This window comes from Micromonospora costi, from assembly GCF_003626655.1.
GTDB lineage: Bacteria > Actinomycetota > Actinomycetes > Mycobacteriales > Micromonosporaceae > Micromonospora > Micromonospora costi.
Window position 1 is genome coordinate 459,086 of record NZ_RBAN01000003.1, and the last position, 11,988, is coordinate 471,073.

Consider the following 11,988-nt stretch of genomic DNA (forward strand, 5'->3'; position numbering starts at 1 on the left):
AGGCCGCCGCCCCTCGGGCAAGAGCACCCTGGTCGGCTTGTTACGGAGTCGAAACCGCCTCGTTGCCGAAGAACCGCCGACGACCTACCGTTGCCCGTCGTTGCGCAGCGTTACCCAACGTCGGGCTTGACTGCGCAGTGTGAGGAGAATGAGGAGGCTCCATGCGAGTTCGTAGACTCGCCGCCTGGACCGCTCTCCCGCTCGCGGTGACGTTGGGCCTGGCGGCCTGCGGCAGCGGCGGAGACGGTGGGTCCGGCAGCAACGGCTCCGGTGCGGTCAGCATCCAGATCGCCGAGCCGCAGCACCTGGTCCCGACCAACACCACGGAGACATCGGGCTCCCAGGTGATCTCCGGCCTGTTCGCGCCGCTCGTCGACTACGACGCGCAGAACAAGCCGGTCGAGGTCGCCGCCGAGTCCGTGACGTCGTCGGACAACACGGTCTGGACGATCAAGCTGAAGGACGGCTTCACCTTCCACAACGGTGAGAAGGTCACGTCCGACGACTACATCAACGCCTGGAACTACGGCGCCTACGCGCCGAACGGCCAGGGCGCCAGCTACTTCTTCGACAAGATCGCTGGCTACCAGGACCTGCAGGGCGAGAAGCCGAAGGCCAAGACCCTGTCCGGCCTCAAGAAGCTGGACGACCTTTCCTTCCAGGTGACGCTCTCCGCGCCGTACACCGACTTCAAGACGATGCTCGGTTACAACGCGTTCTACCCGCTGCCGGAGGCCGCGTTCTCCGCGCCGGGTGTGCTCAAGGACAGCTACGAGCAGGCGCCGATCGGCCAGGGCCCGTTCAAGATGAAGGGCAACTGGCAGCACGACAGCAAGATCGAGGTCGAGCGGTACGACGCGTACCCGCTGGAGAAGCCGAAGGTCAAGGACATCGAGTTCCGGATCTACCAGCAGCTCACCGCGGCGTACGCGGACGTCCTGGCGGACAACCTCGACGTGCTGCCGACGATCCCGACCGAGAACCTGAGCACCGCGCCGACCGACCTGGGCGACCGGTACCAGACCAGCCCGATGTCGTCGTTCCAGTTCCTGGCGTTCCCCACGTTCGACAAGGACTACAGCAACCCGGACGTGCGCAAGGCGATCTCGATGGCGATCGACCGGGACGAGATCACCAAGTCGATCTTCAAGAACTCGCAGCAGCCGGCGCGCTCGTTCGTGTCGCCGATCCTGCCGGGCTACCGTGACAACACCACGGGCGACGCGGGCCAGTTCAACCCCGCCGCGGCGAAGAGCCTGTACCAGGCCGCCAACGGCCCGTCGAAGATCACCATCTCCTACAACGGCGACGGCGGTCACAAGGACTGGGTCGACGCGACCTGCAACCAGCTGAAGGCCAACCTCGGCGTGGACTGCGTCGGCGCGGCCGAGCCGAAGTTCTCCGACCTGCTGAACAAGGTCGAGAAGAAGCAGCCGGTGGGCCTGTTCCGCATGGGCTGGGTCATGGACTACCCCTCCATGGAGGACTACCTGGGCCCGCTGTACAGCACCAACGGTTCGTCGAACTACTACGGCTACAGCAACCCGGAGTTCGACAAGCTGGTGAAGGAGGGCGCCGCGGCGCCGTCCCAGGAAGAGGCGATCAAGAAGTACCAGCAGGCCGAGGACATCCTGGCCAAGGACATGCCCGTGATCCCGCTCCGCTTCGGGCAGAACGTGTTCGGGCACTCGACGAAGGTCCAGAACGTCGAGATGGACGCCTCCCAGCGCGTCAACCTGGTCAAGATCGAGGCGGCCAGCTGAGCTGACCGCGGCACGGGCCACCCGGGTAACCCCCGGGTGGCCCGGGCACACCCGCACCCGCCCGGTCGTCCACCACCCGGGCCGGTACCGGCGCCGGCCCTCGGGCCGGGGACCGGGTCGCGGATTTTTCCGGTACGCCCAGAGAAGTCGTCCTGCGACCCCTTCGCATTTTTCCGGAGAGACTGGAAAGTATGTTCCGCTTCATCCTGCGGCGCCTTCTGCAGATGGTCCTGGCATTCTTCGGGACCACGCTGATCGTCTACGCGCTGATGTTCGCCGGCCAGACCGACCCGATCCAGGCCCTCGCGGGAGAGCGCCCGGTGACCGCGGCGCAGCGGGCATACCTGACCGAGAAGTACCACCTCGACCAGACCGGCGTCGGTGGCTTCTTCTACCGCTACTTCGACTACGTCCGGAGCCTGCTCCAGGGTGATCTCGGCCAGTCACTGACCGGCCGCCAGATCGGCGACATCCTCCAGCAGGCCTGGCCGGTCACCGTCAAGCTGGCGCTCATCGCGCTCGCCGTGGCCGTGGTCTTCGGCGTGACGTCCGGCGTGATCGCCGGCATCCGCCGCGCCGGCATCTTCGACAACTCGACGCTGGTGCTCACGCTGCTGGTCCTGGGCATCCCCACGATCGTGCTGGCGCCGCTCGCGCAGTACTTCCTGGGCGTCAAGTGGCAGCTCTTCCCGCCCACCGCGGGAGCCGAGCCGAGCTTCTACGCCCTGCTGCTGCCCGGCATCGTGCTCGGGTCGCTCTCCCTGGCCACCGCGCTGCGGCTCACCCGTACCTCGGTGGCGGAGAACCTGCGCGCCGACTACGTCCGGACCGCCCGGTCGAAGGGCCTCGTCAAGCGGCGCATCGTGAGCGTCCACGTCCTGCGCAACTCGCTCATCCCCGTGGTGACCTTCCTCGGCGTCGAGCTGGGCAACCTGATGAGCGGCGCGATCATCACCGAGGGCGTCTTCAACATCCCCGGCGTCGGCTTCAACCTCTTCCGCGGCATCCGCACCGAGGACGGCCCCCTGGTCGTGGGCTTCGTGAGCGTCCTCGTCGTGGTCTACCTGATCTCGAACCTCCTGGTGGACGTCCTGTACGCCGTACTCGATCCGAGGATCCGCTATGAGTGAGCGTGGCGAACGAATGATCAACGCAGCGTGCTCGGGCGCTCGTACCGGCACCGAGCGGAGCGAGGTACAGGCATGAGTGACTTCGAAACGGTGGCGGCGACCGAGAACCAGGCCGCCCGGCGTGGCCCCTCGGGCGAGCCCGGCACGCCAGACAAGATCGGCACCTCGCACAAGCCGCGCAGCCTCGCCGGCGACGCCTGGCGCGACCTGCGCCGCAACCCGATCTTCTGGATCTCGCTGGCCCTGGTGACGGCCGTCAGCCTGATGGCCATCGCCCCCGGCCTGTTCACCTCGAACGACCCGCAGGACTGCGTGCTCTCGCGGCAGAACTCCGGGCCGTCCGCCGGCGCGATCTTCGGGTACGACTTCCAGGGCTGCGACACGTACGCCCGTGCGGTCTACGGCTCCCGGGCCTCGCTCCTGGTGGGCGCGCTGTCCGCGCTGTTCACCGGCATCATCGCGCTGGCCGTCGGCCTGCTGGCCGGCTACTTCGGCCGCTGGGTGGACGCGGTGCTCTCCCGGCTGATCGACATCGTGCTCGGCATCCCGCTGCTGCTGGCCGCCATCGTGCTGCTCAAGCGCATCGGCAGCGCCAGCCCGAACGCCCGGATCACCGCAGTCATCTTCGTACTGGCCGTCCTCGGCTGGACGACGGCGGCCCGCGTGGTGCGTTCCTCGGTCATCACCGCGAAGGAGCAGGACTACGTCGCGGCGGCCCGCATGCTCGGCGCCGGCCACGGCCGGATCATGCTGCGGCACATCCTGCCGAACGCGCTCGCCCCGGCGATCGTGGTGCTGACCATCGCGCTCGGCTCGTTCATCGCCGCCGAGGCGACGCTCTCCTTCCTGGGTATCGGCCTCAAGGCCCCGACCATCTCGTGGGGCCAGGACATCGACACCGGCCGCATCCACATGCGGGAGTCGGCGACCCCGCTGATCGTCCCGTCGGCCTTCCTCGCGCTGACCGTGCTGGCGTTCATCATGCTCGGCGACGCGATCCGTGACGCCTTCGACCCGAAGCTGCGGTGACGTGATGCGAGCGCAAGGAGTGAGCGAAGCAAGCCCCGCCGTCGCGAGCGGAAAGGCAGACCAGTCATGACCGACGCCGTCATCCAACCCACGCCCGCCTCGGCCACGCCCGAGGGCGGCCACCTGCTCGAGGTCCGCGACCTGCACGTCGAGTTCCGCACGAACGAGGGCGTCGCCCGGGTCATCAACGGGGTGTCCTACCACCTGGATGCCGGCGAGACGCTGGCCGTGCTCGGCGAGTCCGGCTCCGGCAAGTCGGTGACCGCCCAGGCGATCATGGGCATCCTGGACAGCCCGCCGGCGCACGTCCGCTCCGGGCAGATCCTCTACCAGGGCCGCGACCTGCTCGCCCTGCCCGAGGAGCAGCGCCGGCAGGTGCGCGGCAAGGAGATCGCGATGATCTTCCAGGACGCCCTCTCCGCGCTCAACCCGGTGTTCCCGGTCGGCTGGCAGATCGGCGAGACGCTGCGCCAGCGCGAGGGGATGTCCCGGGCGGACGCCCGGCGCCGCGCCATCGAGCTGATGGACCTCGTGAAGATCCCGGCCGCCGCGCGGCGGATCGGCGACTACCCGCACCAGTTCTCGGGCGGCATGCGGCAGCGCGTCATGATCGCGATGGCGCTGGCGCTCAACCCCAAGGTGCTGATCGCCGACGAGCCGACCACGGCGCTCGACGTGACCGTGCAGGCCCAGATCATGGACCTCCTCGCCGACCTGCGCCGGGACCTCGGCATGGCGATGATCCTCATTACCCACGACCTGGGCGTCGTCGCCGGCGTGGCCGACCGGATCGCCGTCATGTACGCCGGCCGCATCGTCGAGCACGCCGACGTCCGCTCGCTCTACCGGGCGCCGGCGCACCCGTACACCAAGGGGCTGCTGGAGTCGATCCCGCGCCTGGACGTCCGCGGCCAGGAGCTGTCGACGATCAAGGGGCTGCCGCCGAACCTCATGGCCATCCCCTCCGGCTGCCCGTTCCACCCCCGGTGCCCGTACGTGCAGAAGGTCTGCGTGGACGTGGTGCCACACGACCTGGTCCTCGGCGACGGCCGGACCAGCGCCTGCCACTTCGCCCAGGAGGTGCGTGATGACAGCGCCCGCTAGCTCCACCAAGGTCCGCGGCGAGACCATCCTCTCGGTCGACAACGTGGTCAAGCACTTCCCGATCTCGCAGGGCGTGCTGTTCAAGAAGCAGGTCGGCGCGGTCAAGGCCGTGGACGGCGTCAGCTTCGAGCTGCGCCGGGGCGAGACCCTCGGCATCGTCGGCGAGTCCGGCTGCGGAAAGTCGACGCTGGCCCGGCTGCTGATGCGGCTGGAGACGCCGACCTCGGGCCGGGCCACCCTGGAGGGGCGGGACCTGTTCAAGTCCTCCGGCTCCGAGCTGCGCCGCCTGCGACGCAACATGCAGATGGTCATGCAGGACCCGTACACCTCGCTGAACCCGCGGATGACGGTCGGCGACATCATCGGCGAGCCGTTCGAGATCCACCCGGACGCGGCGCCGAAGGGCAGCCGGCGCAAGCGTGTGCAGGAGCTGCTGGACGTGGTCGGGCTGAACCCCGAGCACATCAACCGGTACCCGCACCAGTTCTCCGGCGGGCAGCGGCAGCGCATCGGCATCGCCCGGGCGCTCGCCCTGCGACCGGAGATCATCGTCTGCGACGAGCCGGTGTCGGCGCTCGACGTCTCGATCCAGGCCCAGGTGATCAACCTGCTGGAGCAGCTCCAGGACGAGTTCGGCCTGTCGTACATCTTCATCGCCCACGACCTGTCGGTGGTCCGGCACATCTCCGACCGCGTGGCCGTGATGTACCTCGGCAAGATCGTGGAGATCGGCACCGAGGACGAGATCTACGAGCGCGCCACCCACCCGTACACCCAGGCGCTGCTCTCGGCGGTGCCGGTGCCGGACCCGGAGGTACGGCACGAGCGGAACATCATCCGCCTCACCGGTGACGTGCCGTCGCCGGCCGACCCGCCGTCGGGCTGCCGGTTCCGCACCCGGTGCTGGAAGGCGCAGGACATCTGCGCCCGCGAGGAGCCGCTCACGGTTTCACGTGCCGCCGACCCGCACCCCTCGGCCTGCCACTTCGCCGAGGTACGCCCCGCCGCGGCCTGACCCACCGCGGTTGATCCGCGAACACCGACGCCCCGCGCTCCACAACGGAGCGCGGGGCGTCGGCGTACAGGGCCATTATCCCCGGTCGATCATGCAGTTGTGGTGGTGGATGAACTGGGCATATCCGGGTCGTCCGGGCACCACAACTGCATGATCGACGGCCTCCCGCGCGCGGCGGGTTAGTGGAAGAAGTGGCGGGTGTTTGTCAGGTACATCGTTACGCCGGCCTCCTTGGCGGCCGCGATGACCTCCTCGTCGCGGATCGACCCGCCCGGCTGCACGATCGCGCGGACGCCGGCCTCGATGAGGATCTTCGGCCCGTCGGCGAACGGGAAGAACGCGTCCGAGGCGCAGACCGACCCACGCGCCCGGTCGGCGCCGGCCCGCCGGACGGCCAGCTGCGCCGAGTCGACCCGGTTCACCTGGCCCATGCCCACGCCCACGGTCGCGCCGTCGCGGGCCAGCAGGATCGCGTTGCTCTTCACCGCACGGACGGCCCGCCAGGCGAAGGCGAGGTCGCGCAGGGTCTCCTCGTCGGCCGGGTCGCCGGCCGCGAGCCGCCAGCTGGCCGGGTCGTCGCCCGGGGCGTCGATCCGGTCCGCCATCTGCACCAGTACGCCACCGCCGACCTGCCGCCACTCGGCTGCCGGCGGGTTCCAGGCCGGGGCGCGCAGCAGCCGGATGTTCTTCTTGGCCTGGAGGATCTCGAGGGCTCCGGCGTCGAACTCCGGCGCCACCACGACCTCGGTGAAGATGTCGGCGACCTGCCCGGCCAGCTCCACGGTGACCGGCCGGTTGACCGCGATCACCCCGCCGTACGCGGAGACCGGGTCGCACGCGTGAGCCTTGCGGTGTGCCTCGGCCACGTCCGCGCCGACGGCGATGCCGCAGGGGTTGGCGTGCTTGATGATCGCCACCGCCGGCTGGTCGGTGAAGTCGTTCGCGGCCCGCCACGCGGCGTCCGCGTCGACGTAGTTGTTGTACGACATCTCCTTGCCGTGCAGCTGCTCGGCCTGCGCCAGGCCGGCCGGCGCGTCCGGGTCGGTGTAGAGGGCCGCCGCCTGGTGCGGGTTCTCGCCGTAGCGCAGCGCCCGCTGCGACCGCAGCGCCAACCCGGCGAACGCCGGCCACTCCGGCTCGCCGCCGAGCTGCACCGCGCACCAGTTGGCCACCGCCACGTCGTACTCGGCGATGTCGGCGAAGGCCCGCGCCGCCAGGGCGCGGCGCTGCGTCAGGGTGAAGCCGCCCGCGCCGAGCGCCTCGCGCAGCGCCGGGTACGCCGACGGGTCGGTCACCACGGCGACCGAGGCGTGGTTCTTGGCGGCCGCCCGGACCATCGCGGGCCCGCCGATGTCGATCTGCTCGACGCACTCGTCGAGGCTCGCGCCCGACGCGACGGTGGCCTGGAACGGGTAGAGGTTGCTCACCAGCAGGTCGAACGGCGCGATCCCCAGCTCGTCGAGCTGGGCCACGTGCGACTCCTTGCGCAGGTCGGCCAGCAGACCCGCGTGCACCTTCGGGTGCAGGGTCTTGACCCGACCGTCGAGCACCTCGGGGAAACCGGTGACGGTCTCGACCGCGGTGACCGACACCCCGGCGCCCGCGATCGTCGCGGCGGTGCTGCCGGTCGACACGATCTCCACGCCGGCCGCGTGCAGCGCCTGGGCCAGCTCGACGAGGCCGGTCTTGTCGTAGACGCTGACCAGCGCCCGCCTGATCGGGCGGCGCCCGTCCTGAGTGGAGCTCACGGGATAGTGACCTTTCTTCCGGTGATCGTCCAGCCGTTCCGGACGAGGCGGCCCACCTGCTCGACGAGCTGGCGCCGCTCGGCGGACTTGATGCGCTCGGTGAGTGATTCCTCGTCGTCGTCGTCGAGCACCGGCACGGCGACCTGCGCGACGATCGGGCCGGTGTCCATTCCGGCGTCGACGAAGAAGAGGGTGGCCCCGGTGATCTTCACCCCGTAGGCGAGGGCGTCGCGCGGGCCGTGGATGCCGGGGAACGCCGGCAGCAGGGTGTTGTGCGTGTTCAGGTACCGGTCGCCGAACGCGGCCAGGAACTGCGGGCCGACCAGCTTCAGGAAACCGGCGGAGATGATCAGGTCCGGCCGGTGCTCGGCGACCTGCGCGGTGAGCGCCCGGTCCCAGTCCTCCCGGCTGTCGTACGCCTTCAGCGGCGCCACGAACGTCGGCACGCCGGCCGCGACGGCCCGGTCGAGCCCGGCGATCCCGTCCCGGTCGGCGCCGACCGCCACGACGCGCGCGCCGTAGGCGGGGTCGGTGGTGGCGTCGAGCAGCGCCTGCAGGTTGCTCCCGGATCCCGAGATGAGGACGACGATGCGGGCGGACGCGGGCTCGGTCACCCGGCCACCCTATCGGGCAGGTCGCAGTGACCAGCGTCTGGGCGGCGGCGCGGTGACCGGACGTGCCCGCACCGTCGATGGCCGACAGCCGGACAGGCGCGGAACCGGTACGCTGCCGCTGCCTCGGGCGGGTGTGCGTCCAGCCCACGCCCGGTGCATGATCAGACACTCGTGCCGACGACAGGAGCCCCCCGTGCAGCCTGGATATCCAGCTCCGCAGCCGCCGCCGATCAACAACAACATGACGATGTCGATCGTTGCGATCTTCCTCTTCTGGCCGCTGGCCATCCCGGCCATCATCAACGCGTCGAAGGTCAACCCGCTCCTCCAGCAGGGTGACTACGCCGGGGCGCAGGCCGCGGCGACGGAGTCGCGGAAGTGGTCCAAGTGGGCCCTGATCGTTGGCATCGCGTGGTATGTGATCGCGATCCTGTGCTGCGCTCTGGGCGGCATCGGCGCGATCATCAGTAGCGACACCAGTACGTACTGACCGACAACAGGCAAGGAGCCTCGTCGAATGCAGCCCGGTTACCCCGGTCAGGATCCCCACGAGCAGCAGCCCCACCAGGATCCGACCGCCCCGCAGCCCGACCCGTACGCGCAGCCGCCGGCCGCGCCGTACGGGCAGCAGCCCACGTCGGGCCAGCCCTACGGCCAGCAGCCCACGTCGGGTCAGCCCTACGGCCAGCAGCCGCCGGCCGCGCCGTACGGCCAGCAGCCCACGTCCGGCCAGCCGTACGGCCAGCAGCCGTACCAGGACCCGTACGGCCAGCAGCAGCCGTACGGTGGCGCCCCCACCTACCCGAACGCCGGCTACCCGCAGGCGGGCGGGCAGAACAACACGCTCGGCCTCGTGTCGATGATCCTCGGCATCGCGTCGATCCCGCTGGTCTGCTGCCTCTACCTGGGCATCCCGGTCGGCATCGCCGGCGTCATCACCGGCTACCTGGCCAAGCAGAAGGCTGACCAGGGGCAGGCCAGCAACGCCGGCCAGGCCAAGGCCGGCCTCATCTGCGGCGCGATCGGCGCGGTCCTGGGCATCCTGGTGCTCATCCTCGGCATCGTCGCCAACGTGAACCTGCCGACCGAGCCCTGACCGACGGCGTACACCCAGGGGCGTCCCGCGGACCGCGGGGCGCCCCTTGCCGTGTCAGCGGGCGGGCGCGCGGGTGAGCGCGCGTGTGGCGGCGGCGCCGAGCAACGCCCCGGCCGCCACCACCGCGGTGGTGACCACCCCCACCTGCCAGGCGACCGGGCCCATCTCGGCGAGGCGGCCCCCGCCCAGCGGGCCGCCGGACGCGGCCGCCGCGAGGCCGAGCAGCACGCCCGCCACCGGACCGGCGATCGCCGCCGGCCCGAGCAGCGGCCCCCAGGCCAGCGGCGCCCGCTCGTCGGCGGCGAGCCGCAGCAGACGCCGGGCGAGCAGCCAGCCGGCGGCCATCCCGGCGAGGACCGGCACCGCGAGCAGCGCGGCGCCCACCCCGTCGACGGGGCCGCGGGGCAGGCCGGCCAGCAGCGGTACGGCCGGCAGCGCGCCGACCGACACCTCGCTGGTGCGCACCGCGGTGTCGGTGCCCACGGCGAAGCCCGGCCCGAGCAGGTAGCTGGTCGACCAGACGGTGGCGTTGGGCGCGTAGGCGAGGCTCACGAGGACGATCCCGGCCTGACCCGCCACCCCGGTGCGGTATGCCCCGATCATGTCGGCGGCGTCGCCGCCGCCCGTGGCCACCGCGAGCCCGGCGGCCCCCGCCCCCGCCGCGAGCAGGAGCAGACCGGCGACCAGGCCGGTGCGGACCCCGTCGCGCAGCACCGCCGGGGACCGCTCGACGAGCAGCCCGAACACGCCGGTGATGCGGGCCGCGCCGGCCAGGGCCGCCACCGCACCGACCAGGGCGAAGGTCACGCCCGACCGGACCGGCGACACGTCCTTGCCGCCGGCACCGACCAGCACCGCGGCGAGCACGCCGAGCACCGCGTAGCCCGCGGCGACGGCCGCCGCGGCGCTGAGCGCCTGCCGGGGTGACCGCCCGCCGCGGGCGCCGATGGCCCGGCTGACGTGCACTCCGGCGCGGGCCAGCCGCCAGACGACCAGCGCGGTCAGCGCCAGCGGGGTGAGCCCGAGCGGGCCCGCGTCCGTGCCCAGCGGCACCCCGTGGCCGAGCAGCCAGCCGGCCAGACCGGCACGCAGCGCCCCGGTGACCGAGCCGGCGTCCTCACTGAGCTGGGCCAGGCCGAGCACGACCGCGACCGGCAGGTACGAGGTGAGGGCCGCCCCGACCGCCGCCACCGCGGCGGCCACGGCAAGTGGCGCCCGACCACGCGGCGACCCACCGGCGCGTGGGGCGGGCACCCGCCGGCCCCGACCGGCAGGGGTCACCGGCCGGTCGTCGGCGGTGACCGCACCGGAACGGCGTGGTTGCTCAGGGGTGTCGGGGGACATCGGGATCTACTCTGGCACGCCGCGCCCGCGACGGCAGTCCGATACCGCCGCCGCACGACCGCGAGTCCCGCGATCGCCGGCCGCAGAGAGGCACGGCGACAACGACGGGCGCGGCGACGGCGGCGGGGACGGCGACAGCGACGGGAACCGCGACAGCGACGGGCGCGGCGACGGCGGCGGGGACGGCGACAGCGACGGGGAAACGGCCGAGGGGGCCGACCCGATCCGGTCGACCCCCTCGCCTGGAACGGTCCACTCAGCCAGCGGACATGATCTCCCGCATCAGGCGGGCCGTCTCGGTCGGCGTCTTGCCGACCTTGACGCCGACCGCCTCCAGCGCGGACTTCTTGGCGTCGGCCGTGCCGGCCGAGCCGGAGATGATCGCGCCCGCGTGGCCCATGGTCTTGCCGGGCGGCGCGGTGAAACCGGCGATGTAGCCGACCACCGGCTTGGTGACGTTGGCCTTGATGAACTCGGCGGCCCGCTCCTCGGCGTCGCCACCGATCTCGCCGATCATCACGATCGCGTCGGTGTCCGGGTCGGCCTCGAACGCCGCGAGCGCGTCGATGTGGGTGGTGCCGATGATCGGGTCACCGCCGATGCCGACGCAGGTCGAGAAGCCGATGTCGCGCAGCTCGTACATCATCTGATAGGTCAGCGTGCCGCTCTTGCTGACCAGGCCGATCCGGCCGGAGCCGGTGATGTCGGCCGGGATGATGCCGGCGTTGGAGGCGCCCGGCGAGGCGATGCCGGGGCAGTTCGGGCCGATGATCCGGGTCCGCCCGCCCTTGGCCACGTTGTACGCCCAGAACGCGGCGGTGTCGTGCACCGGCACGCCCTCGGTGATGACGACGGCCAGCTCGATGCCGGCGTCGATCGCCTCGATCACCGCGGCCTTGGTGAACTGCGGCGGCACGAAGATGACGGTGACGTCCGCCCCGGTCTCCTTCATGGCGTCCGCCACGGTGGCGAAGACCGGCAGCTCGGTGCCGTCGAAGTCGACGGTCTGGCCCGCCTTGCGCGGGTTGGTGCCGCCCACGATGGTGGTACCCGCGGCGAGCATCCGCCGGGTGTGCTTGGAGCCCTCGGAACCGGTCATCCCCTGAACGATGACCTTCGAGTCCTTGGTCAGCCAGATTGCCATG

At 71.2% G+C, this 11,988-nt stretch carries 11 protein-coding genes; 7 read left to right on the plus strand and 4 right to left on the minus strand.

Annotation, left to right across the window (positions count from 1 at the left end):
- Positions 1-161 precede the first annotated feature (161 nt).
- From D7193_RS18665 to D7193_RS18685, 5 genes are all read left to right on the plus strand, one after another.
- Entirely contained in the window at positions 162-1,763 is a 1,602-nt protein-coding gene (locus tag D7193_RS18665) for a peptide ABC transporter substrate-binding protein (RefSeq protein ID WP_120780798.1), read from the plus strand.
- A gap of 191 nt (positions 1,764-1,954) precedes the next feature.
- On the plus strand, positions 1,955-2,893 hold the full coding sequence (locus D7193_RS18670) for an ABC transporter permease (RefSeq protein WP_120780799.1): 939 nt from the start codon (positions 1,955-1,957) through the stop codon (positions 2,891-2,893).
- A gap of 72 nt (positions 2,894-2,965) precedes the next feature.
- Positions 2,966-3,922: an ABC transporter permease gene (locus D7193_RS18675; protein ID WP_120780800.1), complete on the plus strand. Its 957-nt coding sequence runs from the start codon at positions 2,966-2,968 to the stop codon at positions 3,920-3,922.
- Between the two features lie 66 nt (positions 3,923-3,988).
- Positions 3,989-5,026: an ABC transporter ATP-binding protein gene (locus D7193_RS18680; protein ID WP_120780801.1), complete on the plus strand. Its 1,038-nt coding sequence runs from the start codon at positions 3,989-3,991 to the stop codon at positions 5,024-5,026.
- A complete protein-coding gene (locus tag D7193_RS18685; RefSeq protein WP_120780802.1) occupies positions 5,010-6,041 on the plus strand; it encodes an ABC transporter ATP-binding protein in 1,032 nt (343 codons plus the stop codon). Before D7193_RS18680 ends, D7193_RS18685 begins: the two co-directional genes overlap by 17 nt.
- A 179-nt stretch (positions 6,042-6,220) precedes the next feature.
- Here D7193_RS18685 and purH read toward each other — a convergent pair whose 3' ends face one another.
- Positions 6,221-7,789 (minus strand): bifunctional phosphoribosylaminoimidazolecarboxamide formyltransferase/IMP cyclohydrolase, encoded by a 1,569-nt coding sequence (gene purH, locus D7193_RS18690; RefSeq protein WP_120780803.1) that lies wholly within the window; start codon positions 7,787-7,789, stop codon positions 6,221-6,223.
- Positions 7,786-8,403, minus strand: a complete 618-nt coding sequence (gene purN, locus D7193_RS18695) for a phosphoribosylglycinamide formyltransferase (RefSeq protein WP_120780804.1) — start codon at positions 8,401-8,403, stop codon at positions 7,786-7,788. The genes purH and purN overlap by 4 nt, the downstream gene beginning before the upstream one ends.
- Before the next feature lie 193 nt (positions 8,404-8,596).
- On the opposite strand from purN, the gene D7193_RS18700 reads away from it, so the two are divergent.
- On the plus strand, positions 8,597-8,893 hold the full coding sequence (locus tag D7193_RS18700) for a CD225/dispanin family protein (protein ID WP_120780805.1): 297 nt from the start codon (positions 8,597-8,599) through the stop codon (positions 8,891-8,893).
- 27 nt (positions 8,894-8,920) lie between these two features.
- On the plus strand, positions 8,921-9,499 hold the full coding sequence (locus D7193_RS18705; protein WP_120780806.1) for a DUF4190 domain-containing protein: 579 nt from the start codon (positions 8,921-8,923) through the stop codon (positions 9,497-9,499).
- Positions 9,500-9,553: 54 nt separating this feature from the next.
- Here D7193_RS18705 and D7193_RS18710 read toward each other — a convergent pair whose 3' ends face one another.
- Complete coding sequence (locus D7193_RS18710; protein ID WP_120780807.1) at positions 9,554-10,843, minus strand: cell division protein PerM; 1,290 nt, start codon at positions 10,841-10,843, stop codon at positions 9,554-9,556.
- Positions 10,844-11,099: 256 nt separating this feature from the next.
- Positions 11,100-11,987: a succinate--CoA ligase subunit alpha gene (gene sucD, locus D7193_RS18720; RefSeq protein ID WP_120780808.1), complete on the minus strand. Its 888-nt coding sequence runs from the start codon at positions 11,985-11,987 to the stop codon at positions 11,100-11,102.
- Position 11,988: the final 1 nt, after the last annotated feature.

Coding starts and splice junctions, on each gene's coding strand:
- D7193_RS18665 (WP_120780798.1), top strand. CDS start 162: ATGCGAGTTCGTAGACTCGCCGCCTGGACCGCTCTCCCGCTCGCGGTG.
- D7193_RS18670 (WP_120780799.1), top strand. CDS start 1,955: ATGTTCCGCTTCATCCTGCGGCGCCTTCTGCAGATGGTCCTGGCATTC.
- D7193_RS18675 (WP_120780800.1), top strand. CDS start 2,966: ATGAGTGACTTCGAAACGGTGGCGGCGACCGAGAACCAGGCCGCCCGG.
- D7193_RS18680 (WP_120780801.1), top strand. CDS start 3,989: ATGACCGACGCCGTCATCCAACCCACGCCCGCCTCGGCCACGCCCGAG.
- D7193_RS18685 (WP_120780802.1), top strand. CDS start 5,010: ATGACAGCGCCCGCTAGCTCCACCAAGGTCCGCGGCGAGACCATCCTC.
- D7193_RS18705 (WP_120780806.1), top strand. CDS start 8,921: ATGCAGCCCGGTTACCCCGGTCAGGATCCCCACGAGCAGCAGCCCCAC.
- D7193_RS18710 (WP_120780807.1), bottom strand. CDS start 10,843: ATGTCCCCCGACACCCCTGAGCAACCACGCCGTTCCGGTGCGGTCACC.
- sucD (WP_120780808.1), bottom strand. CDS start 11,987: ATGGCAATCTGGCTGACCAAGGACTCGAAGGTCATCGTTCAGGGGATG.